Annotated in this window: 21 protein-coding genes; 13 read left to right on the forward strand and 8 right to left on the reverse strand. The window is 37.0% G+C overall.

Features of this window, described 5'->3' with window-relative positions; genetic code table 11:
• Nucleotides 1-4: 4 nt before the first annotated feature.
• Nucleotides 5-1,444 carry a signal recognition particle protein gene (gene ffh, locus CES88_RS05020; protein WP_290731842.1) on the reverse strand — a complete coding sequence of 480 codons (1,440 nt, stop codon included), beginning with the start codon at nt 1,442-1,444 and terminating at the stop codon, nt 5-7.
• A gap of 9 nt (nt 1,445-1,453) precedes the next feature.
• Nucleotides 1,454-2,122 carry an HAD-IA family hydrolase gene (locus tag CES88_RS05025; protein ID WP_290731845.1) on the reverse strand — a complete coding sequence of 223 codons (669 nt, stop codon included), beginning with the start codon at nt 2,120-2,122 and terminating at the stop codon, nt 1,454-1,456.
• Nucleotides 2,123-2,176: 54 nt separating this feature from the next.
• Here CES88_RS05025 and CES88_RS05030 point away from each other — a divergent pair, with 54 nt between their 5' ends.
• Nucleotides 2,177-3,268 (forward strand): tRNA-dihydrouridine synthase, encoded by a 1,092-nt coding sequence (locus tag CES88_RS05030; protein ID WP_290731848.1) that lies wholly within the window; start codon nt 2,177-2,179, stop codon nt 3,266-3,268.
• Here the strand turns inward: CES88_RS05030 and CES88_RS05035 are convergent, their stop codons facing one another.
• Both CES88_RS05035 and CES88_RS05040 read right to left on the reverse strand, forming a co-directional pair.
• Nucleotides 3,269-3,634, reverse strand: coding sequence for a c-type cytochrome (locus CES88_RS05035; RefSeq protein ID WP_290731851.1), 366 nt, complete (start codon nt 3,632-3,634; stop codon nt 3,269-3,271).
• Nucleotides 3,635-3,727: 93 nt separating this feature from the next.
• The gene (locus CES88_RS05040; RefSeq protein WP_290731854.1) at nt 3,728-4,333 is read right to left on the reverse strand and encodes a hypothetical protein; all 606 of its coding nucleotides are present in this window, start codon (nt 4,331-4,333) and stop codon (nt 3,728-3,730) included.
• A gap of 311 nt (nt 4,334-4,644) precedes the next feature.
• Here CES88_RS05040 and CES88_RS05045 point away from each other — a divergent pair, with 311 nt between their 5' ends.
• The 7 genes from CES88_RS05045 to CES88_RS05075 all read left to right on the forward strand — a co-directional run bounded on the left by CES88_RS05045 (nt 4,645) and on the right by CES88_RS05075 (nt 16,836).
• Nucleotides 4,645-6,801, forward strand: coding sequence for a hypothetical protein (locus CES88_RS05045; protein ID WP_290731856.1), 2,157 nt, complete (start codon nt 4,645-4,647; stop codon nt 6,799-6,801).
• 258 nt (nt 6,802-7,059) lie between these two features.
• Nucleotides 7,060-12,159: a hypothetical protein gene (locus tag CES88_RS05050; protein WP_290731859.1), complete on the forward strand. Its 5,100-nt coding sequence runs from the start codon at nt 7,060-7,062 to the stop codon at nt 12,157-12,159.
• A 49-nt stretch (nt 12,160-12,208) separates the two neighbouring features.
• A complete protein-coding gene (locus tag CES88_RS05055) occupies nt 12,209-12,928 on the forward strand; it encodes a hypothetical protein (protein WP_290731863.1) in 720 nt (239 codons plus the stop codon).
• Complete coding sequence (locus CES88_RS05060) at nt 12,925-13,908, forward strand: endonuclease/exonuclease/phosphatase family protein (RefSeq protein ID WP_290731867.1); 984 nt, start codon at nt 12,925-12,927, stop codon at nt 13,906-13,908. The genes CES88_RS05055 and CES88_RS05060 overlap by 4 nt, the downstream gene beginning before the upstream one ends.
• Before the next feature lie 99 nt (nt 13,909-14,007).
• Nucleotides 14,008-15,333 (forward strand): S8 family serine peptidase, encoded by a 1,326-nt coding sequence (locus CES88_RS05065; RefSeq protein WP_290731868.1) that lies wholly within the window; start codon nt 14,008-14,010, stop codon nt 15,331-15,333.
• 117 nt (nt 15,334-15,450) lie between these two features.
• Nucleotides 15,451-16,365, forward strand: coding sequence for a hypothetical protein (locus tag CES88_RS05070; RefSeq protein ID WP_290731870.1), 915 nt, complete (start codon nt 15,451-15,453; stop codon nt 16,363-16,365).
• A 54-nt stretch (nt 16,366-16,419) separates the two neighbouring features.
• Nucleotides 16,420-16,836 (forward strand): DUF523 domain-containing protein, encoded by a 417-nt coding sequence (locus tag CES88_RS05075; protein ID WP_290731873.1) that lies wholly within the window; start codon nt 16,420-16,422, stop codon nt 16,834-16,836.
• Here CES88_RS05075 and CES88_RS05080 read toward each other — a convergent pair.
• Together CES88_RS05080 and CES88_RS05085 are read right to left on the reverse strand one after the other, a co-directional pair.
• Nucleotides 16,833-18,293 carry an ATP-binding protein gene (locus CES88_RS05080; RefSeq protein WP_290731876.1) on the reverse strand — a complete coding sequence of 487 codons (1,461 nt, stop codon included), beginning with the start codon at nt 18,291-18,293 and terminating at the stop codon, nt 16,833-16,835. The genes CES88_RS05075 and CES88_RS05080 overlap by 4 nt on opposite strands.
• A gap of 120 nt (nt 18,294-18,413) precedes the next feature.
• Nucleotides 18,414-19,247 (reverse strand): flagellin, encoded by an 834-nt coding sequence (locus tag CES88_RS05085; protein ID WP_290731879.1) that lies wholly within the window; start codon nt 19,245-19,247, stop codon nt 18,414-18,416.
• A 269-nt stretch (nt 19,248-19,516) separates the two neighbouring features.
• Here CES88_RS05085 and CES88_RS05090 point away from each other — a divergent pair, with 269 nt between their 5' ends.
• Genes CES88_RS05090 through CES88_RS05110 form a run of 5 tightly spaced genes read left to right on the forward strand, consistent with a single transcriptional unit; the run spans nt 19,517 to nt 24,686 of the window.
• The gene (locus CES88_RS05090) at nt 19,517-22,216 is read left to right on the forward strand and encodes a hypothetical protein (RefSeq protein WP_290731881.1); all 2,700 of its coding nucleotides are present in this window, start codon (nt 19,517-19,519) and stop codon (nt 22,214-22,216) included.
• Nucleotides 22,216-23,247, forward strand: a complete 1,032-nt coding sequence (locus CES88_RS05095; protein ID WP_290731884.1) for an HD domain-containing phosphohydrolase — start codon at nt 22,216-22,218, stop codon at nt 23,245-23,247. The genes CES88_RS05090 and CES88_RS05095 overlap by 1 nt, the downstream gene beginning before the upstream one ends.
• Nucleotides 23,248-23,255: 8 nt before the next feature.
• The gene (locus CES88_RS05100; RefSeq protein WP_290731887.1) at nt 23,256-23,648 is read left to right on the forward strand and encodes a response regulator; all 393 of its coding nucleotides are present in this window, start codon (nt 23,256-23,258) and stop codon (nt 23,646-23,648) included.
• Between the two features lie 12 nt (nt 23,649-23,660).
• On the forward strand, nt 23,661-24,164 hold the full coding sequence (locus CES88_RS05105) for an Hpt domain-containing protein (protein WP_290731890.1): 504 nt from the start codon (nt 23,661-23,663) through the stop codon (nt 24,162-24,164).
• A gap of 12 nt (nt 24,165-24,176) precedes the next feature.
• Nucleotides 24,177-24,686: a chemotaxis protein CheX gene (locus CES88_RS05110; protein WP_290731893.1), complete on the forward strand. Its 510-nt coding sequence runs from the start codon at nt 24,177-24,179 to the stop codon at nt 24,684-24,686.
• Here CES88_RS05110 and CES88_RS05115 read toward each other — a convergent pair.
• The gene (locus tag CES88_RS05115; protein ID WP_290731896.1) at nt 24,683-25,816 is read right to left on the reverse strand and encodes a metallophosphoesterase; all 1,134 of its coding nucleotides are present in this window, start codon (nt 25,814-25,816) and stop codon (nt 24,683-24,685) included. The genes CES88_RS05110 and CES88_RS05115 overlap by 4 nt on opposite strands.
• Complete coding sequence (locus CES88_RS05120; protein ID WP_290731898.1) at nt 25,794-26,153, reverse strand: hypothetical protein; 360 nt, start codon at nt 26,151-26,153, stop codon at nt 25,794-25,796. The genes CES88_RS05115 and CES88_RS05120 overlap by 23 nt, the downstream gene beginning before the upstream one ends.
• Nucleotides 26,154-26,176 lie beyond the last annotated feature (23 nt).

Here is a 26,176-nt window from a genome sequence, read left to right on the forward strand (position 1 = left end):
TCTTTTAAGAGAAGAAGCCTCCACCCCATTTTCCACCTTTCTTACGAGGCTTCTTTTGTTTTTGACCAGGCATTCCAGGTAGTCCGGGCATTCCCCCGCCAGGCATTCCAGGCATCCCCGGCATTCCTCCACCTTTCATCATCTGCATCATTCCTCCCATCATCTTTTCCATTTGACGGAATTTTTGAAAGAAGTCTTTTACCTGAGCATCAGTTGTTCCCGACCCTCCAGCAATTCTCTTCATGCGAGACTCTTTAACGATCTTATAGTCTTGTCTTTCTTTCTTAGTCATTGAATTGATGATGACACGCATGCGTTTCATCTCATCTTCTGCCGGAGAGAGATCTCCAACTTGTCTAAGCATTCCTCCCATACCTGGAATCATTTTTAGGATTGATGACATAGAACCTAGGTTCTTCATCATATCCATTTGCTTCATGAAATCATCGACAGTGAATTTACCTTTTTCAAGGTTCTTCATCATATTCTCTGCGTCTTTCTCATCAATGGCATCTTGCGCTTTTTCAACAAGAGAAACCACATCTCCCATATCGAGAATTCTTCCAGCAAGCCTATCAGGATGAAAGAGTTCAAGATCTTTCATTTTTTCGCCAGTAGAGATATATTTAATTGGAACACCTGTTACGTGTCTAATTGAAAGGGCTGCACCACCTCTGGCATCTGAATCCATCTTCGAGAGAACTACACCAGTGAGGTTCACTGCCTCATGGAAGACTTTTGCAACATTTACTGCTTCCTGCCCCGTCATCGCGTCTGCAACCATGAGAACTTCAGGTTTAAAAACCTCTAAGGACTCTCTCACCTCTTTAATTTGTCCCATCAACTCATCGTCAACATGAAGACGGCCGGCGGTATCGACAATGACTACGTCGTAAGAATTTTCTTTTGCAAAGGCCATGGCCTTTTCAGCAATGATCTTAGGATGTGTTGAAAGATCAGAGTCAAACCAGTCCATCTCCATGCTCTTAGCAAGAGTTATCAACTGATCCTTTGCTGCAGGTCTAAATGTATCCGCAGGGACAAGGAGAACTTTCTTATTCTTTTTCTTAGTTAAATGTAGGGATAACTTTCCAGAGAAAGTCGTCTTTCCTTGACCGTTAAGCCCAACGACTAGAATAGGAACAATTCCATCGCGCTCAAGATCTACTTCTTCATTAGCCGTTCCCATAATGAGAGCGAGTTCATCGTTTACAATTTTTATAAATTGCTCTTCTGGATTGACTCCAGAGATAACTTTTTCGCCGAGAGACTTCTCTTTAACAGCGGCAATGAATTGCTTCACAACTTTGAAATTTACATCGGCTTCAAGAAGGGCCGTTCGCACTTGCTTAAGGGCATCTTCAATATTGCTTTCAGAAATTTTCCCCTTACCTTGAAGGTTCTTAAAAGCATCTGCAAATTTTTCACTTAAATTATCAAACATCACTATCCTCTATATTATTTCTCTTTCAATTATTTCTAAACAATCAATTGGAGTCTTCGCCTTAAAACTTGGACCAACTTCATCCAAATACTCTTCATTCACATGAGTACACCAAAGTGCTGCGATTGACTGACACCCAAAGGATTTCGCACCTTGGATATCAGTTATACTATCCCCAATCATAATGACTTTACTCTTATCTACATTCTCTAGCATTTCCTCTAGTCCTTTAGGATGAGGTTTAGGAATGGTGTCGTCTAGGCATCTAAATTCGTAAAAGAATTTAGCCACATCAAGAGATTTCAAGATGGCCATTGTACTCATTCTGTCACGGGCAGTCCAAACATAGAGCCTATAGCCTGACTCACCAAGCTTAATCAGAAGCTCTCTCATACTATCAAATAAGACATATTTAAGCTGATCTTGATTTGAAATCTCAATCCATCTCTTAAATAAGGCATCTCTAATTGTTTCATCTGAGATATTTAGTCCAAAGCGTAGGGCCAAGTCATACATATCAGCCGTATATTTTTCAACCACTTCAGATCTCGGCACTTCTCGCTTTAAAACTTCTGACATTAGCTGCTGAATGCCTTTGATTATCCCCTCTTGACTAGAAATAAGTGTGCCATCGCAGTCAAAAACTATATGACCCTTAAATTCCTCAATATTAGGCATAAAAAAACTCCAATACAGCTTCCCGAATCTGTAAGATTTTGCTAAAAACTCGCCATGAATATTACACAAGTTACACCATTTTCAAAAGGTCTGCAGGAAAAAATCGATCTTCTCTCTAAAAGACGTGAAGCAATACAACTTGGCAGCGTGTCATTCGCTTCACCTTTACTCCTAGCTCCTATGTCAAATATCTGCGCCTTTCCATTTAGACTACTAATGGAAGAGCTAGGTTGTGGTGGAACTGTTAGTGAGCTCATTTCTTGTCACGGCATTAATTATGGTAATGAAAAAACCATCAGAATGCTGAGCATTCACCCAGAAGAAAAGCATGTCGGAATTCAACTCTTTGGTGAGGATGCCGAGAGTATGGCAAAGGCCGCGAAGGTTGCTCTTGAGAGCCGTCCAAAATTCATCGATATCAATATGGGTTGTCCTGTAAGAAAGGTTGTGACTAAAGGTAGTGGCTCTGCTCTTTTAAAAGACACAAGCAAGCTTGGAAACTTCTTTGGAACAATAAAAAAAGCGATAGATATTCCTCTCACTATTAAAATTAGAACTGGCTGGGACGATGATATGATCAACGCCAAAGAGGTCATTCATATAGCGAGAGAAGAAGGTGTTGAGTTTGTGGCCATTCATGGGCGAACCAGGACTCAACAATATAAAGGTCAGGCCAACTGGGAACTTCTAGAAGAGATTGCTTCCGAGAGCCCTCTTCCTATTATTGGAAACGGCGATCTTCATAGCGCAAGCCTTGTAAAAAAGAGAATGGCAAAATCTGAATGCGACGCCTTTATGCTAGCGAGAGGGCCACTGCGAGATCCATTTATTTTCTTAGAAAGCTACATCAAAGATAACGAAGAGATTACTTTTACCCCTAGTGATTACTGGGAAATCACAAAGAGACTCTTTGAATATAATCAAATGTATACTGATAGAGAAAGGACTCTTCTCGTTATTATGAGAAAGCATATGGTCTGGTTTGCTGCAGGTTTGAGTAATGCAGCCAATTTTAGAAATATGATTTTCAAATGCCCTGAACTTGATGACTCTATGAAAATTGCAGAGGACTACTTTCTCTCACTAGAGACAGCGAGAAAGCAGATAAACCCCGACGAAGCATTTATGACATCGGGGCATGGATAATTATTTCTTTTGTAACATACCTACAAATCTAGTCTTAGATAGTGAGTGAACATAGGCTGCAATATCTTTAATTTCAGCTGGAGTTAATTTCTTAACTTTTGCCATCATCATTGAAGTATTCTTAGTTTTTCTCTTCTTATTCTGAATAGCTGTTACCTGCTCGACAATATAAGCTTCATCTAGACCAGCAATCTGTGGTCCTTTAAGTAGAGCAACTTTTCCGTTCTTCGCTTTCCCCATCGCATCTGCATTATGGCAAAGAGCACAGTTTACTTTTTTAAACGCTTTCTTACCTTTAGCAATGTCACCTGCAAAAGAGCTCATTGAAAAAAGCACTACGCCAATCATTAAAAATGTCTTATTCATAAAAATATCTCCTCAGTTTAAAATGAATTTAGCAAATTATTTCTATATTTTGAATCTATTTAAAGAAATTGCAACAATTTGCTGCATGCATTACTACTGATATATGTCATATAAAGCGCTCTCAATTACTTGCCGTTGCTTTAAATGAGATTTATGTAACCAGACAAAGAGCTCTATATCAAAAACTTTTATCATTTTGTAATTTCTAGATATCCGGAAGCTCTTAAGGCCTCCTTGGGAAACTAAGAAACTAGATACTCTCTTTCTATCGTAAGATTGTACTAACTGATAAACACTCTTGGCCTTAAATAATTTCTCTACTCTCATTTTATTTGCAATGTCCTCCATCCATTTCCATCCATGCAATAATCCAAGAGTTCCTTTATAATTTAAAAGGTCTTCTTTATTCTTTAAATGATCTGAAATAAGAACTCCGATAGAGCTTGATATTCTTGGACCAATTAGGACTCCGGATTCCCCCAGATAATCTGCGTAACTTCTAATTCTTCCGATCTCTCCTACATATTGTCCTGATTCGAAATCTTTTGTCGCCCTCTTCCCTGGAAAGTAATCCACATTAATGCATATCCCCTTCTTGCTTAATTTATACTGAAGACTTTCTGCTAGATCTTTATTTACAATCGGAGAAACAAACTTATAGCAATTCGCTGCAAGAATAGGTTCTACACCAAAAAACATAGAGAAAACTAAAAGTAGAGTAGATCTTATTCTTATCGTTTTCCTCCAGTTAGCAAAAAGTAAATTATACCAAGAAAATCTGCTCCTCTTAAACTAAAGATTTCTTATTAAGAAAAAGGATATAAACCATTTTCTATTATTACCTACATAAAAAACTTCTCTTGCCAATATTCTATGGCGACTCACTTTGCGGCTAATTTACCTAACATCCTGAAATAGCGCCCCACTTACCCGATCGTTTCACTAAAGTTTTTAAATTTAAAACCGATAAGCCATAATAGGAATATAGGGTTTCTTGAGGAAAGAATTATATGAGTATTAAGAATTTATTCTATTCATTTATCGTACTTGCTACCTGTTCTCAGGGAATAAGCGCTCTTGCCAAAGAGGAAAGTCCTAGGTGTATAGAATCTAAGAAAGCTCTTAAAGTTCTAGAAAAAAGTGTTTTTGATGAAACGATCACTCTAAATAACGTACCTACTACACTTAGAAATCTTGAAATAAAGAAAGCTTCTCTTGAGGCCCAGAAATCTATTTTAGATACTTTTTCAAATATTCATAAGCAGAGGGAAGATTTTGAAAAGAGATTAAATCCGACAAATCCAAACTCATTCTACTCTAAGAATATGGATACAAAGACTGCCGTTCAAGAAACTCAAAAACAAATTATTAGTAATTATATTCTCACTTCGATCACTAGTAGTATCTCAGCCATTTTAGAAAAAGATGGTTTCTTAGATACAAGCGATGAAGGCTTAAAAGGAAGTGAAGAATGGATTAATGCAAAAGATAATGTTGAAAAATTTAGAGTATTATCAGATGGGAATGCCTACGGATTCATCAAAGAAAGATGTCAAGAATTAGGTTTAAAAGGAAACTCTGAGGATCCTTGTACTAACTTTACTGATGTTCAGGAGAAGGCCTTAATCACTCTCTTTACTCAAACCAATCAAGACATGGTTGGAGATGTTACAAATAACTTCTTTAAGGCCTACTATACATCAAAGACTAAAGATAATGGTATAGGTGATGAAGCTTTAAAGAAGATACAACGAGAACAAATAACAAAACATGTTAGTATAGAGAACTTAAATTCTGAAAGAACAATTCTTCTCTCTTCCCTACTAGAAAAGAATGAGAAAGATGGTTTATTTGATACTGAAAATCTATCAAATTTCTTCAAAGTAAATACTATTAATCCTTCGATTAAAAATTTTTCAGATAAACCTTTTCAAAAAAGAACCATGTCTTCTACTGATAAGTATAGTGTAGATAGCATTAAGAAAATGGAAGATGAATTTGAAAGTGCGAAGAAATGCTTTACCAAGAAGCAATTTGGAATTCAAGTTGATTGCAGTGGAGAGAAATCTATTGCAAACTTCTTTAACAAAATAAATGATCTTGATTATAAGAAGACAAGTGGAAGCGGAGAAGAAGTTGAAGAAAGTCTTAGAAAGAATGCCGAAGTAAGTAAGTTCAATGCTAAAAATATAGTAAAGAATATAGCGCAGAAAGAATTGAAAACACTAGACCTACTTGGGAGCAGTCCCATTTCAGATGAAGAGAAGTTCAAGCAGATGAAAGCGATCTGCAGCAGTTTAAAACCTCTCTCTCACTCGGGCTTTGCAGAATCTCTTTGGAACTGTGTTGATAAACTAAATGCGAACAGTGGAACAGAAGAAGGTCTTGCTTCCAAGAAGAGCAAGTTAGATAGCGAGATCACACAGGTAGATGCGGATTTACAAAAGGCAAGGGCCTCTTCAAATAATAAGTACGGCAATCTTGTTAAGTATGCCGCTGCTACCGCTAAAGAGTACTGTGCCGACACTCTTGGAGAATATAAGGGAAGTTGTATTGGCAGTGATGCTAAAGTAACAAACCTTGTGTTTGGAGATAATGAAAATTTTCTTACAAACTTAGATAATATTGAATGGAACCTCTCTGGTAAGAAAGAAACGGAAGAAATCCTTAGTGGCGTAAATCAGCAGTGTAGTCCAATATTAACAAAGGCTAGACAAGCGGCAGCCGCGACGGCTCAAACTTCCGCAAAAAATACTGATAGCTCTATACCAAACCTTCAAAGTTTATGTACATTTGCCAAGAACGATCTAAGAAATCTAATCGTTAGAACTCCTTCTGAAGAACAAAAAGAGTTCAGAAGAACTTATACCACTAAGTATAATCGTTTATCTGGCGAGATGGAGTATAAGAAAAAGACGGGAATTGGGACAATGGTTTTAAAGTCAGCAGGAACATCACTGCTTAACAATGGTCTCCCACTCTACTTACAAAATTCTGCTTTTAAGAATAACCTTCCTTATCAAACACAGATGGCGATTCAACAGAAGAACTATATGTATATGATGAATAATCCACAATACTGGAGCACCAGTATGTTCAACGGCTACGGGGTATCTAATCCTTTAAACGGCTACGCTTCATCTGGTTACTATAATTTTGGAAACTAGACGGCCATAGACAAGTAAAATTGGCGACTATTATGGCCAATTTTATCTAGCAGAAACAATATCTCTTATTCACCCCATTTTAACCTTTAATTACAAAGAGTTAGATAGGTCATTTTCTTTCCTTCTTAATCTACCTTTTCACTCTGTTACTGTCGTAAAATAGAGAAAAGACTATTTTTCCTAGCCCTAAGAAATTAAGTCTTTTTTTAAACAAAGCTCATAAATACCCGAATAGATACTGAGGAGTAGAGCTTCAATATGAACTTTAAAAGAATTTTCAACATTCTCATTTTACTATTCGCCTTCACACTTGTGTCTTGTGTTGATGCGGGAAGTGGTGGAAAGAGAAAGACTGCGACAGCAAATCAAGGGGCAACCACTGATGACGTTGATGATTCTAATAGTGGTGAAACATTAAATGCTTATTGGTTCTTCAATGGTCAAAAAATTGAAGGAACAATTACCGTTAATCAAAATGTTCAAACAGTCGCCTACCTACGCGGTAAAACTATTCATAATTTTTTAAATACAGAGAGCAATGCTGCGAAGAAATATTGTCTAGTAGGAAGTTACCAAGATAATACTGTGACTAAGAATACACTCAACGTAAGAGCGGTTCCTATCGTCATTACAAACTTTACGACTAAGAGTATTGAAAGACTTCTTAGAATAGACTTGATTGACGAGTCAGTTAACTCCACTCAATGTGCAGGCCCTGTTAGTGTATTAGATGTAAACGGAGAAGTTGACATCACGAGAGCACCAAACCCAGGTTTTTCGCCCACAACGATTTGTCCAAATTGTACGAGTGCATTCACCACAAGTAATATTAGTTTATATGAATACTCTTCTCTTTCAATTAATGATGGAACAAAAGTAGATCCTTCTCTAACAGGACTTGCTACAACTAATCTTAGAATTAATCCTACTAATACGGCAACAGATCCTGTGAGTAGTTGTAGCAATAGCGAATGTATTGCCAAAGGGTTTAACTGTTGCCTAGAAGGACAATGTGTTAATGATGCTTCTGTGAAGCCAAATGTAGATCCTTTAAGTACAGAGTTTCTTCAGGCAAAAGCTGAAGTTGAAACTGATCCTCTGAATTTTTTAAAGTGGCCAAATGTTTACTTTATTTGTCCAAATATAGTTAGACCTGAGCCACAAGATCCAGTAATCACCGATCCAAATCCAGGAGCAGATGAAAGATTCCAGGCCCTCCTTAAGCAATATAATTGCCTTACGGGTGCAGAAAATACGGAAGGAGCGGACTACTCTGCCTGCGAACCTACATTTGATGATGCCGCTTATGACACAATAAAGAATGATGTTTGGGATCAGTGTGGTTGTGAAGCTGTTGGTGCAGAAAGAGAAGTGAAATGTCCGGACTTTGGTTTAAAGCCTGTTTTAAATACAAACGATGAAATTGTAGAAATTATTTGTAAAATTCCACCTCCGCCAAGTGACCCTACTCCAGTTCAATACACTAATGAGCCCGTTCCTGTAAGAAGTGTTCCTCATAGATTCTTTGATACAACAGGAAAACTTTGGGATGACTTAACTAAAATTGACAGTGCTTCTATAGTTCAAGAAGGACAAAGTTTTTCCTACACTGATACGTCAGGAAAAACCGATCCTACACCGACTCAATTTAGTATGAACGCAATTCTAGGGCCAATGAATGTTCAATTAACAGGAGCAGTACCTGCCAAGAAATTAGATATTGAATTTGATCAAGTCTATGTCATTTCAGTAAATAGTGGTTACTACACTCCTTGTCCGCAATGTGCTGACGATGCGTGGTTCTCAACTTTTAAATCACGTCCGCCTTCATATAATGGAACAGGACTCCAGGCCGTAGGACACTCTACTTCAAGAGATGCTTACGACAATAATACGAATGCAGGAAACTATGAAGATACGATCTTTGGTAGAGCGTGCTGGCTTCCTCCAACAATGATTCCATTCTCTCATAATCCAAATAATAATTTAAAGACTCAGAGAATGAATAGGCTTATCACTCAATCAGCTCTCTACGTTAACGGATACCAAAGAGATTGGTATGGTTTTAACCAAGGTGCACTCATTGGTTCTTTCAATGGAGTCAATTGGTTTGCCATTGGAAAAGGAAGAAGAGTCACTTCTACTTCTAATAAACTCTATCTTGCTATTAATGGAGCCTACGCAGATCTTGCAGATAAAACTGATCTTCTTGTGAATGTTGTAACAGATCAAGGTGGCGGAACGGCTGCGGATTACGATTACGACCCTAACCTAGAATTAAATGATTCAAGACAAAACCAAGGTGCCTCTTGCCAAGAGGCCCACCAATGCCAAGTTGATAGTGACTGCGTCACCAAATTAGGTTGGGAATATGTTTGTGCGGATGTAAATCAGCATAAATCAAAGTGGCCAAAATTTAACTTAAATGCTGACGAACAAGCGGGACAAGAAAACGAATCCCTCTCTTTTAATCAAATTATTTTTGGTGTTCAAGCCGCTTCGGCATCTTCAAAGCGATGTGTTTACAGAGGTTCAGGTTCTGTGTGCTCAAGCTCTAGAACAGATCTGGGAGCTGCTTCAAAATTATTTCAATGTGCTCCTAACTTCTACTGTGCCAAAATGGATGAATCTGAATTTAATTCAGAAGTAGTTAGAACTCCTAACCTCATTTCAAATATCCTCTTTGGACAAGAAGCCGATGTCCTAGGTAGACCGATGTATTACTTAGGTGGCAATGGAACTCAGTCGCTTGAGTCTAACCTCTCTGTAAACCCTGATGGAACATTAAAGTTTAATATTAGCACTCCACCAGAGAGTATTGTTTTAAATCAAATAAAGCATAATATGGCAGCCTATTTTTCTAACAATGAAGCCGATGTTCGTCTAAATGATATTGGCGTTTGTAGACCTGGAAAAGATATTACACAGGCAACACAAGAACAGATGCAACAAAGTAAAGATAGCCTAGGAAGAACTGACTATATTAGCCAGATATCTTCTTGTGATTCTACCGCAACGAATGGAACTCTAAGAGCTAGGGCATGTCCAGTATTTGATACTGATGGAGATTATGTAAACTCTCCACAAATAGAAGATGTGAATGAGCAAAATATGTGTGGTGGTGAGTCTGTCTCAACAATCAACGGGACACCTCAATCTGTCTTCTTTGAAATTGAAGCACTAGATCTGGGAGCTCTTCCTTCTTTAGTAGATCCAAGAGTTGTGCAAAATGCTTGTCTAAGAAAAGCAGGCGCAATTTGCCAAACTAATTTAGATTGTGGACCAGGAAAACTTCACGCAGAGACGGCGCTCTTCTATGATCAGTCTCACTTTGGTGATACAGAAGCAGAACATAAATTCTGGCAAGAAGGACTTATTTGTGGTCAGGCTCAAAAGAAGCCAAGCTTTAATAGTGACAATTTTAACTCTTACGATATGTCTCAGAATAGATGTTGCCGCGAAACGGGCGCAACGCTTACAATGTTTACCGAAGGTCCGACTTCTCTTGTTCCAAGTAATGTTTCAAGCAATAACGTAGGATCAGAACTGACAGTTACGAGATATCCACAAAATGGTCCATCTGCCAACGGAAGATACTCACGCTACTCTATTGTCACCGCTCAAGATAATCTTACGGCAGCTATTACAAGTGCAATAATTACAGATACTGCGATTGATCAAGCTCCTATCGTTGCTACTGCTGCTGCCCCAAAGGCTTTCCAGTGGAAGACAATTAACGATACAGCTCAAAGAACTTGCTGTGGTCGTGGATGGGTTAGAAAGTTTGCTGACGGTACAAATGATTGGGGAAATTCAAGTAGACTGAATATTAATCCAAATGACTTTAGCTGTTTAAATACACAATCGAAGCTTCAATTTACGAATAACCCTGAAGCTGATTTATCCATTAACAGTGAAAACTATTATGGTGACTTCTCAAAACTTTGCCAATCACCTGCTGACAACGGTGGTTGTATTCAAAGACCTATCTTTAAATCAAATGAATTTGAAGTACTCACTCCATCAGCAGCAGGAGCGGCGGGAAGCCTCACCTTAACAACTCTACCTGATGAAAACCCTAGTAGTGGTACTCTTCTACAAGTTAATGGACTGAGTTCAAATATTCCATATATGCCTACTCCACTTAGACATGCAGAGAACCTTTCAAGTGAAGGTCCTTATAACTACTTTCATAATAGTGATTTTCATTTAGCAATTAGAATGATTATTCCCGCATACATCTCAGTTCTAGACGATTCATCGTTGGGTCTTATTCAAAACATTGCCGCAGTTAGAGTTAAAGATGGTTCTTCAACAACTGTAAACCTATTGTCTCCAAAGGTGCCTATTACTTGTGATGGTGGCCTGCAACTCGAAAACTCATATTGCTTACGAGAAGTTAATGGAAAAATAGCTCTAGACGTAAGAATTTCTCCTGAACAATCAGGAGCTGCAGACGACGCTGATGACAGTAACAACTTTGATTACGCTGGACTTAATATAACGTTCTTAAATCAGAACTTCCAAAATCCTGGAGAAGAACCAATGAGTCCAGGAAATGATCTCTACTACCTTACAAAGCTTGGGCGTCTTGAACTTCTTGGAATACCTCAAATTGTGTATGAGCCACTCTACTGTAATTCAGATAAGAGTAAACTTGTTGGTGGGATTTATAATCAAAAAACAAGAGCTGGGTTCGATGCAAATTCTTTTGATTACAATAATGTACAAAATGCCAATGGGAGAACAATATCTCAAGCATACGATATGTCTGCACTAGACACCGAAGCGAACCCTGGAGACCGTGTTGTCAACGCAGATGGAATTATTCAAACTCAAGTATGGTCAGACAACGAATTCATGTGTTGTCTTAACTTAGGTGAAGAGACTGATGCCCCGGGGCTCTGCTGTAGTGGCTTCGCTCCAGACCCAGGAAGCGACTCGACAAGTACAGACACAAAGAGAACGTGTAAACTACCTTCTGGAACAGATTTAAATGTTTACTTCAATAAATTCGTTTCAGGAGACGGAATGGGAGAAGATCAGCCAGGTGGCGGTCTAGAAGATTCTGACTTTATTCCTGAGACTGGTGAAATAAAGCTAAACTCTACTGCCTACTCTAAAGTGAGAGCTCTAGGTTCTGCTTATTGTGGTTCTGGCGAAATTAGAGGTGGAGCAGCATTTGGCTACTTCTACGCAGAACCTAATACTGGGAATTACTTTCAAAATGGCTCTCTAGAAGACAGTAAGATGTGGTCTATTACTGACTCTAACCTCGATTACGATGATGCCAATGATAATGGATTTGTAAGATTCTTAGAAGGTTACAGATGGAATCATCATACATATTGTAAATAATCACTTTTTTAATGTAGACGCTCTCCGCAAGCGCCGTTAAAATTATTCTATGCTCAAGCTTTTAACTCTTATCATATTAAGTACCTACGCCACAGAGGTTAAGTTCCTTCCCTATATGGCGGAACATGAGAACTTAGGCTGTCCGTCGAACTCTCAGTGTTCAAAGAAAATTGGAATTATAAGACATCAGCTACTGGGAATTGCCAAGTCAGCTGATAAGAATAAGATCAGCAAAATGCGCTCCTTTACGGCCTCATACGGGGCACTTCTTCCCGTTTGGGGACGCCAGATTGCAGAAAAGAATCAAGACCTCATTCTCTGGGACTCATCCTGTAAAGCTCATAATAAAGAGAAGATTGAATCGATGAAGTTGATTGAAGTTTTCTCTAAAAATTTAAATACTCTGAAAAAAGAAAAAGATCTCTTTGTTCCAAACGCTCTTATGATAGATAGAAAATCAAAGAGAGTGAGAAGCGTGATCAGAGGGGATGCTCCTATTCTCATCGATGGTGATGATCTCATTTATATACGAGAGAATGAAGGCTTTTACTACGGTCTCAGAATTCTCGCCAGTGGTGAAATTCGCATTGAAGACACTCCTAAAGTTCAAAACTACCCAAGTGAAATTGGCTGCTCAGAAGAAGTGACAAGAGAGCTTCTCGCCCTCTCACCAGTAAAACACTTATACCAAGGAAGTTACTGTAAAATTATTTGGAATAAGAAATCTAGAAAGTATGAAACTCTAGCGTTTGGTTGGAGCTGCGATTGAAGAAGAAAGAATTTTCCATATGTTCATTTAACGTAGAAAACCTCTTCCTTCCTCCTTATAGTAAAGAAGAGTCTTACGCTCTCTACAAGTATGAAAAATCAAAAGATAAAGTTGAAAGGCTTGCCAAGGCGATTAGAGATATCGATAGTGATATTATTTTTCTCTGCGAAGTTGGTGGAGAGGACTCACTTCAGAACTTTGTTGAAGTTCATCTAGAAAATGAATACCTCTACTCACTCATGCCAGGCAATTCAGAGCGTGGAATTGAGCTTGCGTACTTAATAAAGAAAGGTACGGATTATACTTTTAAACATCTCACTCATAAGAGACGACCTTTAAACTTTAACTACCCTCATGAAGAAAAAGAAAACTACTATCAAATGAGTATGGGAAAAAAGAGAGTCTACCCTTCACATCTCCCTTCAAGAGATATTGCCGAGCTTCGAATTTTTAAAGGTGACAGTGAAAAGCCATCTCTCATTCTTCTCGGTGTTCACTTAAAGAGTCAGCTCGATAAAGAGGGAATTGACTTTGGAGGAAGACTTAGAAGAAAGGCAGAGTTCAAACAATTAATTGAAACTTATAAAGTTTTAAATAAGCGCTACCATCAAAAAGTTCCAATCATTCTTCTGGGAGACTTTAATGGGAAGGCCTGTAGAGATGAGACTGATTCTGAATTTACAAACCTCTATGAGACAACAGATTTAGAAGATGTTCTAGAAGTCATCAATGAGCCTAAAGAAGCGAGAGTCAGCATCCACATTTTCGATAAGCAGGGAAATGACCTTGGTCACCAACTCGATTATATTTTTCTTCCAAAGATGCTCCACTCTAAGGTAGACCCAAAACGCAGTGGCCTCTATAATTATAAGAACGAGGAGGGTGCCCCTTTTCCTCGCCCAACATCTCTGTACGAGAGATACCAACTCCCTTCCGATCACTTCCCTATTGTCTGTACTTTAAAAGATTTCTTAACGTAGAATCAATTCCTTACGGCAACGCACAATGACTTAATCTAGCGAGCTTGCCATATTTCTTCCATGAAAATTTTACTGCTAATACCTCTCTATTTATTCTCAATGAATTCGTACAGCGCAACTGCCGCAATTTTAGACAACGGAGTTGATCACACTCATAGTGAGCTTGAGGAAAATATCTATAGAAATTTAGATGAGAGACTTAACGGTTACGACGACGATCAAAATGGCTACATAGACGATATTCTAGGTTGGAACTTTGTCACTATGACAAATTCTACTTTTGATTTCTCTAGAGAGATCTACTTAACAACTGATATCGAAAGATACTATCACCTAAGAGCGAAGAACTCCCTTGGAACAATTACAGAAGAAGAAACAAGAGAATATAATAAATTAAAGAAAGACTCTGATCTCTCGGATAGAAGAAAGGATTTTGTTTCTTGGATGCACGGAACCCATGTGGCAGGAATAGCCGCCAATAGCGAAGATCTTCCACAGGAAATTAACTCTAGTGATATAAAAATCTTCTCTGTCACCTATCTAGGTGACGCGAAGTCTGGTCCAGCGAAAGCTCCAGAGTTTGAGGCCTTAAATACTAATAGTACATTTGCTGGGCAAAGACATCTTGAAAATTATTGGAAGAGTTTTCTTAAGTGGCAACTTAATAAATTTCAGCTTGGAGTAGATTACGCAGCATCAAAGGCCTCTGTCGTAAATGGATCATTTGGTCAAAGCTTTGAAGGTATTCAAGAGCGTATGGAAAATTATTATAAAGATCAATTTGGAAAAGAGATGAACTCTAAGGAGTCATTTGCAAGAACCACTACCTTTATGAAAGAGCTCATAGAGAAGTCTACACGAATTTTAAGTAAGCACCCTAATACACTCTTCGTTTTCTCCGCCGGCAATAAGAAGAATAACTCCGATGAGTATATTCACTTTCCAAGCGCTATTAGACTAGAGAACTCACTCTCAATTGGAGCCTCATTTGATTTTAAAGAAATGGCCTATTTTTCAAACTTTGGAAAGAAGACTGTAGACCTCTTCGCCCCAGGAATGGCCATTAGAAGCACTATTCCAAGACAAGGATACCTTGCAACAAATGGAACCAGTCAGGCTTCGCCATATGTTGTAAATATTGCGATCAAAGCACTAGCTCAAGCAGAGAGACTTGGTATTAAATTAAAAATTTATCAATTAAAAAATATTCTTCTTCAAACAGTCATAAAAAAGAGTGAACTTACTGACCTATCAGTTTCAGGTGGAATTATTTTTCCAGAGAGAGTTTATCAGACAGTAAGAAACCTCAGACGATTTAACCTGACCAATTCCATCCAGTACGCAATCAGAAAGTATCCGACAAAATCAGTAACAGTAGAAAAACTCAATGACAATGGGCTATTTCTAGAGCTTCCTGAAAATTAATTCGGAAATTTATTCGCTTATTTTTGTGGATATAATTTAGATCTCTAAATTATTCAAATTCCCTGAAAAACTCCCGATAAGTGGTATAGGAATATCTTGATTAAGGAGTGATCTTCCATGTTTAGTAAAACAAATTTAACTACTGCACTTACACTTGGCTCTCTCTCACTATTTTTAGCCTCATGTTCATCAGGCTATTCATATAAGAAGCCAGAGTCTTTTGATGAAAAGATTAGTCGCTACCAGTCTCGTAGCATGAATACAAATCTTGTTCCAGAAGTCCAAGTAAATGAGAAATTCTCTTATAAATCTAAGCGAAGCAGAGGTCCAGCTTCTGTTCAAACTGAACAAGAAAGAGATGATGGTCTAAATCAATATAACAATAAGAGATTATACTTTCTTACTCTCTACTCTCAATATCAATCTCTAAGACCTTTTGCTTCTAATGAAACAGTGGGACTAGAGATTAATCACTGTCCTAGTTTTCATTCAAGCTATCTAACCTACAATGAGAATTCATCTACTCCTTCAAGTAAGAGAGAATATAAGCTCCCTTTTACGGATATGGCGATGATGGAAAATACAAGTTTCATGGCAAGTTATCCAGAGTTCTACCTACCTGTCTCTAAAAGTAGTGTTAGACCACGAGTTATTGATGTGGCAATTAAAGAAAAACTTAGTGCAACAGAGACGAGAAAATCAATTTCAAATGCTATTAATATTCACCTAGCAAAGACCTATAGTGAACTAAGTGAATTATGTGAAACTGGTTCAAGTTCAAACTACTATGTTTATGAGAACTTAATGACTCACATTAAAACTAGGGATAAGATTTCAGCTAATGGTACTGGACTAAAGACTCTATTTAAGACAACACTATTCTCTAATATGGCACTAACAAGCTCGATCAAAAAGAATCAAAGAGTTAAGTCTAGAGGAATCGCTTCCTACGCTCAAAAGCAAAGCTTTGATAAGGAAGTAATCAAAAGACTTGAAGTTCCTTGGGTCGAGAGCTACTTACAAAGTAAATAATTCAAACCTAGGCCCTAATCAGGGCCTTTTTTCATCTCTATGCTATAATGATTTATGACTAAAAAAGTAATCGTAAGCGCCTGTCTCGCCGGACTAAATTGTAGATACGACGGAGATAATAAGAGGCGTGAAGACATTGTTGAAATGGTTAAACGCGGAGAAGCTATCCCTGTGTGCCCTGAGCAACTTGGAGGCCTTAGTACCCCCAGAGAGCCTGCTGAAGCTGTAGAAGAGAAGGTACTCACAATCAATGGTAGAGATGTCACTTTTGAGTATAGTAGAGGTGCAGATGAGGCCTTTCTAATTACACAAATGTCAGGAGCAACTGAAGCCCTATTAAAGAGCAAGTCTCCCATGTGTGGTGTGGGCTCCGTCTATGATGGGAGTTTCACAGGTACTATGAAGAATGATGATGGTATTTTTACCAAACTCTTAAAAAAGGCCGGTATAAAAGTCACTCCAGTAGACTAGAGATTTGTTGGAAACTCAAGAGTGATTGTTGTATTTTCTTTTGAGTTATCTATAAAAAGTCTTCCATTATGTTCTTTAGCTGTTGAAGAAGAAATACTTAATCCAAGTCCTGTTCCCTCACCAATATCCTTCGTCGTAAAAAAAGGTTCGAACATTTTCTCTTGAATTTCTCCAGGAATCCCTCCCCCACAGTCTACGACAGAAAAGCTTATTAAATCATCACCTTTCACTACAATTAACTTAATCCAAGGCTTGTCCATTCCCTTTATTTCGTCGCGAGCATTATTTAAAAGATTTATTATAACCTGAGTGATCTTAACTTCCTGACATTGAATCTCAGTCGAAAAATCAAAACCTATAAACTCTGTAGTAATATCTATTCCCTTTTCATTGAGAGACATTTGACAAAGATCAAGTAGTCTTTCAATTAAATCATAAATTACAACAGTCTCAAACTTCTCTCCAGCAGTATCTCTTGATAACCTCTTCAAAGAAGTAATCGTCTTAGTCATTCTCTCAACAGTCCTATTTATCATACTCCCAAAGTGCTTCAATCGATCTCGGTCTAATTCATCATCACGTAAGAGGTGAAGGATTTTCTTTCCACTAAATGATAGAACTGTAAGTGGATTATTAATTTCATGAGCAATATTTGCGGCCATCTCCCCTAGACTGGCAAGTCTAGCAGAATTTATTGAAGCGGATTTTTGAAGCTGAATCTCACGTTCTTGTCTTTGAATTTTCTCATTTGTTTCAAAGTTTGCTCTCTCAACTCTCTCTAACATATTATTAATTGAGTCTTTCACATAATCTAATTCATCAATATCTGGACTTCCCTTCTTTAAGGAAAGCCTCTCAATATTTAGTGAGTTAAGATCTGCCTTCTTTAAGAAATTAACAATATAATCGAGATGCTTTGTCACCAAAATTCTAAAGAGATAGAGCATCGCTAAAATCACCATTAGAGTCTTAACAAATTGGGCCAGAAAGAAGTTAATTAGCTTCGAGATTAAATTTTCATTAATATGAGCTTTTGTCGCCCAAATAACAAGCTCTCCAAGTTGATGAGAATATTTATTCTCTTTTAAAAAGAGAGGGAACTTTGCAGAGAATTTATCAAGCATTTTATATTCTGCTTCAGTATTTTGATAATAGATCTGTCCATCTTCATCATAAATAGCAACTCCTACAATATCTCGAAGTTTTAAAATGGAGTCCAGCTGTACTTGAATCTGTAAATCATCTAAGTTCCATAAAGATCTCGACAAGGACGTAGAATTTGAACCTCCAATATGAGTCAAGGTTTGATTCAAGTAAGCTAAATCTCTCTTATATTCAATGTAATACTGAAGTGCTGTTGTAAATAACGTAATGACAGAAGAAGCAAGTAGAATGGCAACCATAAGCTTTCGCCTAAGAGAGATAAATTTTTTAAATTTTAGATTATCTACTGCCATAACTATAAGAACTTTTGTTAATTGATATAAATATTTTACATGAAAATTAGCAATAGCATAATAAAAAAGGCCTCACATTCGTGAGGCCGGTATGCAGGTATTTAAATTTTAAAAATCTAATTAACCGATAAGCTTAAGAGCTGCTTGTCCTTGAGAGTTAGACTGTGCAAGAACCGAAGTACCAGCATTTGTAAGAATATTAAGTTTAGTATTCTTAGCAGTCTCTGCAGCAAAGTCAGTGTCTCTAATTCGAGAGTTTGCAGCATTTAAGTTCTCAGAACTAATTTGTAGGTTATTGATAGTAGAACTTAGTCTGTTCTGCTTCGCACCTAGCTCCGCTCTTTGTCCAGAAACCATTTGAATCGCTGTATCTAATGACTCAAGCCCTGTCTGAGCATCATCTTTAGAAGATACTGATAACCCGTCTACTCCCATATTTGAGATTGAAGAGTTCAGTACTTGTGTATCAAATGAAATTCTATCCTGGAATTCATCGTTGTTAATACCGATTTGGAAGTCATACTTATCTCCAGCACCATTTAATAGCTTCTTACCGTTAAATTCAGTTACTTGAGAAATACGTTCCATTTCTTGCTTTAAATTTTGATATTCTAAATCAGTAAACTTTCTCTCCGCATCACCAACTGTGTCCGATGCTGATTGAACTGAAAGTTCTCTCATTCTTACTAGGATGTTACCAATCTCTGATAAACCGCCTTCTGCAGTTTGGATCATTGAGATACCATCGTTAGCGTTTCTTTCTGCTTGATTTGTAGACTTGATTTGAGCTTTCATCTTTTCAGAGATCGCTAAACCTGCAGCATCATCAGCTGATCTTACAATTCTTGTTCCAGAAGATAATTTGTTTAAAGTCTTGGCCTGTTCACCATTGTTAACACCCAAAGTTCTTTGAGCTGATAGTGAAGTTGTGTTAGTTGCAATACGCAAACCCATATGATTCCTCCTTGTTAGTCCGTCCTTTCTAAGACTTGATCACCGTACCGTGAGGATCAATAAGCATACTGCTATAGATGAATTTTAATGAAACAGTCGTTGTGACCTTTGTTTCATAAAACTATTCGGAGACGATCAGATATACTTAAGACTTTTTTTAACATTTCTTAAAAATAATACCTGACAAAAGTGCTACCAACCCATTAAAAATATTCACTATAAAGGTAAGTTCCTAGTAAACTTTGAGCTTAAAATGACGATAAAATAGCATGAGTACAAAGCCACTTATATTTATATATCCCCTTTCAGAAACAATGAAGAAACTCAAAGAAGCAATTGAGGAAATTTCAGAATCTGAAGGTGTTGAGATCTATGAAGTCGATGACTTAACGGAAGTGGCCCAGCTTGTTCCTACAATTGGACAGTCTCTATCTATCTACGGCGCCCCTAAGAAATGTGCCATGGCCCTAAAGCAATTAAAGAAAATTAATTCCAAACTTAACTCAAAAGTTCTTCTCTTAAATGAAAAATCTATTCCAAGAAAGACGTTAGATAAGTTTTCTAAAATAGGTCTTACTGAATTTATTCAAGAACCTGTTCCAGCGAAAACACTACTCTATAAAGTAAAGCTCCAGCTAAAATCGATAGTGAATGACGAATTTGACGAAGAAGAGGAAGAAGTTGGAGTTAAATCTTCTAATGAGTCTACTGAAGAAGCTGATGAATCTGTCTACAAATCTTCGAAGAACAATAATCAAGGCGATGAAGAAGATGACGGTCTTGATTATTTAACAAAGAAGAAGAAAAAGGCAGCTTTTGAAATAGAACAAGCGGAAAAAAAGAAAAAGAAAAGTAATTACCATGAAGAAGAAATAGATTCTCACTGGCAAGGGAAGTTAACAAAAGAAGAACTCTCTCTAGAAGACGTAGATCTCCCAGAAAAAGAAAAAGCTAACGAAAACCTCATTGATAATTATCTTAGAGGAAAACAAGATACTCACGAAAATATTGGTGATGAAGAAGAGCAAAGAAGAAAGAATAACTATAGAGATGAGATATTAGACGAGAACTTAAGCTCTAATGCAAAGAGAGATAGTCTCGAGGCAGACTACGCTACCCACAAGAACAAAGCTCATACAGAACTAGACCTTGATGACATAAAGAAAGATCTCCAAAGAGAGCTACAATCAGACCTCACCCACTACAAAGGCTCAGTTAGCACTCATGAAGAAGAGAGTGAAGACGAGGAAAAGAAAAAGAAGAAAGGATCAACTATTTTAAATGTTGAGCAAGAAAAAGACTTCACCGACTATGATGAAGATGATGAGCACCTTTCCAAGAAAAAGAAAAAACCTCTCACTATTTTGAATATGGAAGAAAAGGAGCTCACACAAGAGCACTACGAAGAAGAAAGTGAAGAAAAGAAGAAAAAGAGTCATCAAGAGACTCTAGAGGTAGAAAAACCAGCTTCTGAAAGTCTAGTAGAGCATCTTAATAGTGAAGAAACTAGCGGAAAAGGATCCACAGATAAACTCGACAAGTACCTTAGAGGTGGTTCGGCCAAGAAAGGTCAAGAGGAAGAAAATAAAGAAGATGAGAAAGACTTAAAAACGTCGGCAGAGATTAGCTTAGAAGAGAATGATTTAGACCTAGATGATCAAGAAGAGAATGAAGATAAGAACTCTAAAGACTATAATAAAGATGCGGAACTTAAAATTGATCGAGCAAAGAAAGATTTAGAAAAAGAAGAACACTCTTATGAAGAAGAGAGTGAGGATTATCTGAAAAAGAAGAAAAGTGTCGATTTACAATTTGATCCTTCTTCAAAAGAAAAGTCCGAATTAGAAGAGGAAGAAGAAAGAAACTATCAGCACAAAAAAGAAAAGTCCGCAGAGCTTGAAGAGAGAGAGAAGCAGGCTAGAACGAAGCAAGAGATAGAAGAAGAAAAGAAGAATAAAACTCATGAGTCTAAGACTGATAACTTGACCAAAGAGAAAATGAAATCCGATAGTAAAGTTGACAAGATTCAGACTCATTATAGCAGTGAAGCAAGCGTTAGCCACGTAGACGATGATTGGAATTTTTCGAAATCTGAAAAGAAAGTCGAAAAAGAAGAGTCACTTAGAAAAGACCTTAGCGAAAGTATGAGCTATGGAGAAAAAGTGGATCTAGGTGAGCAAACTATTGATTATAGAAAACTAAAGGATGAGTTTGGCGGAATCACCATTGATAGATCAGGAAACTCTCTTAAGAAAACTGGTCCCAAATACTACGGCGGAGGTCCAGGTCGAAAAGCTAAAACACCAAGCTATTATAGAGATGATGAAGAACAAAGCGAAGAACTACTAAATGAAGAGAGTACTGAAGAGCAAATGACTTCTGAAGATCAAATATTTGAGCCTATCTCAAAGGGTCTAGAAAATATAATTAAGGTCTTAAATTTCTATAACCTTAACAAAGATGCTGATGAGCAGGCCTATAAGTATGTCTCTAAGATTATTCAAAGTAACTTCAATGGTGAAATGGCCTTATTCTACTATGATGAAAAAAAATCTAGAGTTAATGAAGCTACTAACTCTCTAAACCTTTTAGGAGATATGGAACTCGAAGCCAAGAAACCTATATGGGATAAATTATTTTCAAGAAGCTATAGGTCATGGAAGGATATTAAACTTCCAACATGGAGTGATGAAACATTTCAAGATGATAATATTCAATTTATCTACCCCTATTTTGAGGGAGCAAGCCTCATGGGATTTGCTGTGACATGGTTTACAAATAAGTTTGATGAAAAAAGATGTCGAGAACTAGAGGTCACACTTGAAACTCTTAGAGGGTTTCTCATCGCAAATTTTAGGAAAGGAATGCACACTGGTGAATATAATGGGCAAGAGAAGAAAGAAGAGAAAGTAAAATCAAATCCTATAAAATCCTTATTTGGAAGTCTATTTAAAAGGAAGGCATCTTAATGGCCATTACAGATAATTACTTCTTTATCGAATTAGAAGATCTTTCTGAAAAGAAGATTTTTCCTTATCACCTCTTTGTCTTTAATCCTGCCAATGAATCTGTCAGTCCTTTCTTAAAAGCAAATTCTCCTCTCGTTGGTGATAAGCTTGATTTTCTTGAGTTTATATTAAGTAAAGGTGGTCGCTTAGCAGTCGATAGGAAGCAAAAGAAAACTTTTTTAAGTACTCATTCTTTAATTGAAGAAGAATTTAAGGGCCTTCAAGAAACTATTCATTACTTGGATGAAAAGAGGGCTGAAAAAATTCAAGAACTAGAGAAACAGACTAGTATTCTGGGAGAGATGAAGTTTAAAGAAGAGCTTCTAAGCTCAATCACTGATGATGACTATATGTCTATGATTGAAAGAGTAAGGCTAGAGACTGATACTTTTAGTGCACGAGTCTCCCACACAGTAAGCTTAGCCAGCTACTTATGTGAAAAACTCTTAGTTGAAGATAATTTTGTGAATAGAGTTGTTGCAGTCTCTTACTACTTAGCAAAGAACTGCGATATGAAAGACGAGCAGACGCTAGGAGATTTAATTTGTGCTGCATTCTTTAGTCATATTGGAATGACTCAACTAGATTATAACCTAGGTCATAAAGCACATTTAGAATATAATAAGAGTGAGTTAAAAGAATATAAGAAACACCCTAATCTCTCTCACCACTTACTAAATAAGAGCGAAGTTGAGCTTAGTAATAGATGCATGAATATTATATTCCAGCATCATGAAAGAAATGATGGTTCTGGCTTTCCAATGTATAAGAAAGGGGAACATATTGATCAACTTTCATTAATACTTGGTGCAGTATCTCATATATTTGAATACTCAGAAGGAAAAGTGACTGGAACAAAGACGAATATGACAACAGTTATAAGAAATTTAAAAAATAAATCTTTCACTGCTGGACTAGAGTTCGAGTTTGGAGATAAAATATACGAAAGCTTAGTAAATATAATTAACACAGAGACAGAAGAAGCTGCTTAGGAGAAAAGATGGCCCTTAAAAGTGATATGAAAATTCTTGTCATTGACGACATGGCAACGATGAGAAAAATTATCAAGAACATGCTAAAACAAATTGGTTTTACCAATATAACTGAAGCAGATGATGGTGCTACAGCATGGCCAATGATTCAAGAGGCGCTTAATAGTACTGCTCCTTATGAATTTATCGTCTCAGATTGGAATATGCCTCAAATGAGTGGTCTCGACCTTCTAAAGAAAGTAAGAGAAACAGAAGAGCTTAAGAAGCTACCATTTCTTATGATTACAGCAGAAGCTGAGCAAGGGAATGTTGTTATCGCAGTAAAGGCCGGAGTTAGTAACTTCATTGTTAAGCCCTTCTCTGCTGCAGTCTTAAAAGAGAAAATAGAAAAGATTTTTTAAAAGGGCCTAAAAATGAGCTTATTAAATGATCCATCAATGAAAGAAGTTGTAGATGAATTCTGTAATGAATCAATGGAACTCTTTAATGAATTAGAAGAAATTCTTGAAGAGTTTGAAGATGATCCTACACAGACAGATAAGCTTGAAAAGTTTGGACAAATAATTGATAGAGTCATGGGATCTGCTAAAACGATTGGAGCCGATGAAATTGCGACTTTCTGCGAACTAGGAAAGGTCATTGGTTATAAATCAAGCCAAGTTAAGGATACTGCCCTACTTGAAGTTGTTTGCGCCATTATGTTTGACTCGTTAGAGCTTTTAAAGAAAATGATTAAACAAATTGAAGAAGGTAACTCTTCTTCTTTTGAACAAGTAAGTTCCGTCACATTTGTAACTAGACTAAAATGGCTTAAAGAAAAATTTAACGATATTGAACGTTCCTCTTGTGCTGCTGATCCAGAGGGCAATCTCACTCAGACATCTATTGATGATCTAATGAGTAGTCTCGGATTATAATTTGGAGAAATAATGACAAAGCAAAGTAATTTTTTAACATTCTCAAAACCTTTCATAGATGCTGCTAAGAATGTTTTTGAAACAATGGTTTTTACAAAATTAGATCCACAAAAGCCTACTATTAAGACAGACTCTCTTTCTAAAGGTGATATCTCTGCAGTACTAGGTCTAAATGGCGAAGTTGAAATAGATGGCGAAACAAAGCCTTACCGAGCGATGTTAGTTATCTCATGGCCCTATGATACCTACTTCAAAGTAGCGAGTGCCATGCTTATGGATACTTTTATTGAATATAATGATGAAATCGCTGATGTTGGTGGAGAAATCTGTAATATGATAATGGGAAATGCTAAGAGAGACTTAGCGACTCAAGGTTATACTTCTAATATGGCCATTCCTTCGATGATCGAAGGAGCAAACCATAAGATTAAGTATCCTGCAGGAACTACAGTTATACTCATTCCAATAAAATCAGCTCACGGCGATATGTTTATTGAGCTATGCTACTCTCAAGCGGATTAAGAGAATTCTTCAAAGGGGAGATTCGTTCTCCCCTTCCATATATTTAAATTTATTTCATACTCTTCTTTCTTAGCATCAAGAATGTCCACCTGAGCAAAAGACAATTGTTCACCAGAAGGATTTTTTCCAAAATCAAGATTATACATTCTTGTCCACGTACCTGTATTAATGAATATTCCCCCATCAGAAAAAGATCTAAAACTAGGGTCATGAGTATGTCCTACAATTAGGCACTGAACTTCTGGTCTCTCTCTAAAGAAATCCATTGTCATTGTCTCGTAGTCTTTAAAGAGCTCTAGCTCGTTCATACAATGTTTGTACATCTTCTTTAAACTTCTCTCTTGCTTAAAGAGATAAATAGAGCGAACCATTATAAAGTAGTAACTAGTTGCAAAGAGAAACCTTAGTGTGAAGAAAGTGTCATAAATAAGTCCGTTAATTATAAATTTCCTAATTGGACGAACGGCATTAACATGATCTCTTTCCTCTTTAAACTTATTGATAACTCTTGTTACATAGTAAGATCCCCAAGGAGGAAGAAAATATTTCTCTCCGTCTTCAGACTCTACAATAGACTTAACAGGGTGAAAGTGATGAGCGAGCTCATACTCGTGTCCATGCTTTAGAACAACACCAGGAGTTGGTATATATTCCCCATTATTATTAAGCTGAATATTCACACGTTCCCTATTCTTCTCTTCAAATAAGTCATAGAAGCGATCTCTTAAAGATTCAAAGACAAACTCAGCATCATGATTACCAATAATATAAACTAGCTTTTTATTCTTATGTGAAACAAAGCGGTCAAGGGCCTCTAGAACTTCAGAGTGCGCCTTAATGATCATTTCGAGTTTACTTAGAGCTGCCTTCTCACTCCAGAACTCATCATCGAAGTAATTAACAAATGGCACAGCAAGAAGATCAAAGAGATCTCCATTAATAATTAACTCAACCTCCCTAGAAAGATAATCATGTGAGGAATAGTAATCAAGAAAATCTACCAGCTCTTTATCAAAGTGAAAGTCTTCAAGATAATTTCTCTTTCCATTTACCATTACTCCTGCACCTAAGTGAATATCAGAAATAACGAGAATGCATTTATCAATTTTATTCTTTCGAAGGAATCTCATAGGCCTTTTTTCCAAAGTCTAAAATCACTTTCTGAAATGAAGGTGAAAGTGGAATGAAGTAGTATTTAGTATTCTTATAAAATTTGAGTTCTACAGATTTATACTTACCTGGTTTAATAGTAACCATCTCTCGTAGAACTCCCTTATCTGTAACGATCTCACCTATTAGTTTTACGAGAGTTTTATTTTCAATAATAACACTTACTTTATTAGTTCTTTTCACAGGTGATAGAACCTTAAACTTATTTGTATAGGCAGTAACTATAAAAGCCTCAGACTTTTCAACTGAAAGGGTTGGAAGGCTAATGAAGAATAAAAAGAGTAATAGATATTTCATTTAATCATTCTATCAAGTTATTG

Origin of the sequence: Halobacteriovorax sp. JY17 (assembly GCF_002753895.1) — a bacterium.
Classification (GTDB): domain Bacteria; phylum Bdellovibrionota; class Bacteriovoracia; order Bacteriovoracales; family Bacteriovoracaceae; genus Halobacteriovorax.

Bases quoted from the DNA above. Each gene is read 5' to 3' on its own strand.
- CES88_RS05040 (WP_290731854.1), bottom strand. From the start codon at position 4,333: ATGTTTTTTGGTGTAGAACCTATTCTTGCAGCGAATTGCTATAAGTTT.
- CES88_RS05120 (WP_290731898.1), bottom strand. From the start codon at position 26,153: ATGAAATATCTATTACTCTTTTTATTCTTCATTAGCCTTCCAACCCTT.
- CES88_RS05085 (WP_290731879.1), bottom strand. From the start codon at position 19,247: ATGGGTTTGCGTATTGCAACTAACACAACTTCACTATCAGCTCAAAGA.
- CES88_RS05100 (WP_290731887.1), top strand. From the start codon at position 23,256: ATGGCCCTTAAAAGTGATATGAAAATTCTTGTCATTGACGACATGGCA.
- CES88_RS05095 (WP_290731884.1), top strand. From the start codon at position 22,216: ATGGCCATTACAGATAATTACTTCTTTATCGAATTAGAAGATCTTTCT.
- CES88_RS05070 (WP_290731870.1), top strand. From the start codon at position 15,451: ATGTTTAGTAAAACAAATTTAACTACTGCACTTACACTTGGCTCTCTC.
- CES88_RS05025 (WP_290731845.1), bottom strand. From the start codon at position 2,122: ATGCCTAATATTGAGGAATTTAAGGGTCATATAGTTTTTGACTGCGAT.
- CES88_RS05080 (WP_290731876.1), bottom strand. From the start codon at position 18,293: ATGGCAGTAGATAATCTAAAATTTAAAAAATTTATCTCTCTTAGGCGA.
- CES88_RS05030 (WP_290731848.1), top strand. From the start codon at position 2,177: ATGAATATTACACAAGTTACACCATTTTCAAAAGGTCTGCAGGAAAAA.
- CES88_RS05065 (WP_290731868.1), top strand. From the start codon at position 14,008: ATGAATTCGTACAGCGCAACTGCCGCAATTTTAGACAACGGAGTTGAT.
- CES88_RS05105 (WP_290731890.1), top strand. From the start codon at position 23,661: ATGAGCTTATTAAATGATCCATCAATGAAAGAAGTTGTAGATGAATTC.
- CES88_RS05075 (WP_290731873.1), top strand. From the start codon at position 16,420: ATGACTAAAAAAGTAATCGTAAGCGCCTGTCTCGCCGGACTAAATTGT.
- CES88_RS05035 (WP_290731851.1), bottom strand. From the start codon at position 3,634: ATGAATAAGACATTTTTAATGATTGGCGTAGTGCTTTTTTCAATGAGC.
- CES88_RS05110 (WP_290731893.1), top strand. From the start codon at position 24,177: ATGACAAAGCAAAGTAATTTTTTAACATTCTCAAAACCTTTCATAGAT.
- CES88_RS05050 (WP_290731859.1), top strand. From the start codon at position 7,060: ATGAACTTTAAAAGAATTTTCAACATTCTCATTTTACTATTCGCCTTC.
- CES88_RS05045 (WP_290731856.1), top strand. From the start codon at position 4,645: ATGAGTATTAAGAATTTATTCTATTCATTTATCGTACTTGCTACCTGT.
- CES88_RS05090 (WP_290731881.1), top strand. From the start codon at position 19,517: ATGAGTACAAAGCCACTTATATTTATATATCCCCTTTCAGAAACAATG.
- ffh (WP_290731842.1), bottom strand. From the start codon at position 1,444: ATGTTTGATAATTTAAGTGAAAAATTTGCAGATGCTTTTAAGAACCTT.
- CES88_RS05115 (WP_290731896.1), bottom strand. From the start codon at position 25,816: ATGAGATTCCTTCGAAAGAATAAAATTGATAAATGCATTCTCGTTATT.
- CES88_RS05055 (WP_290731863.1), top strand. From the start codon at position 12,209: ATGCTCAAGCTTTTAACTCTTATCATATTAAGTACCTACGCCACAGAG.